This window comes from Janthinobacterium sp. NKUCC08_JDC, assembly GCF_019345575.1.
GTDB classification, from domain to species: Bacteria; Pseudomonadota; Gammaproteobacteria; order Burkholderiales; family Burkholderiaceae_D; genus Janthinobacterium; species Janthinobacterium aestuarii.
The window spans coordinates 1-941 of record NZ_JAHKQW010000041.1; the positions used below are offsets into that span (position 1 = coordinate 1).

At 60.5% G+C, this 941-nt stretch carries 1 protein-coding gene; it reads right to left on the reverse strand.

Going from position 1 to position 941, the window contains the following annotated elements:
- Positions 1 to 941, reverse strand: a 941-nt coding sequence (locus KO538_RS29000; protein ID WP_374106904.1) for a thiamine pyrophosphate-dependent enzyme, incomplete at both ends; no start/stop codon positions are given.

Here is a 941-nt window from a genome sequence, read left to right on the forward strand (position 1 = left end):
ACCTTGGCGCCGATGATGGTCGGGAACGCGTAACCGCAGTTGCCAAAGCTCATCGCCGCAAAGAAGCTGCGCGGCTTTTCAAAGCGCAGATAGCTGTTCGCCACCGAGTTGATGTTGCCGATGTCGGTCGACACCATCACGTCTTCCGGCATGGCTTTTTCCAGCTCGCGCAAGACCTGGCGCGGGTGCAGATAATTGCCCGGCTCTTTCTTTTGCTCTTCGATCATGTCCAGGCTGTACGCATCTTTTTCATGCGTCCAGTTCGTCAACTCCTCTTCCCAGGCCGCCTTCTCCGCTTGCACGGTGGCATAGCGCTCGTCGCGCGTCGCGTCGCAGTCGAGGGACTTGCCGTCCAGGCGGGACAGGATGGCTTTCGCGGCCGCCTTGGCGTCGCCGCAGATACCCACGGAAATCTTTTTGACCAGGCCCAGCATCTTGTTGTCCGCATCGATCTGGATGATCTTGGCGTTCTTTGGCCAGTAATCCATGCCGTGCTGCGGCAAGGTGCCGAACGGACCCAGGCGCGAGCCTAAAGCGACGACGACGTCGGCCTTGGCGATCAGTTTCATGGCAGCTTTCGAACCTTGATAGCCGAGCGGGCCGCACCACAGCGGATGGCTGGCGGGAAACGAGTCGTTGTGCAGATAGCTGTTCACCACTGGCGCGCCCAAACGTTCGGCCAGCGCCTTGCACTCGTCGATCGCTTCGCCCATGACGACGCCGCCGCCCGAGATAATGACGGGGAACTTGGCTTTCGCCAGCAGTTCGGCCGCATCGTTGAGGCTTTGTTCACCGCCGGCGCCACGGTCCAGGCGGTTCGGTTTTGGAATCTCGGCCTTGATTTCGCCATAAAAATAGTCGCGCGGGATGTTCAGTTGCGTCGGGCCCATTTCCGACATGGCGCGGTCAAAGCAGCGTCCCGTGAATTCCGCCATGCGGGC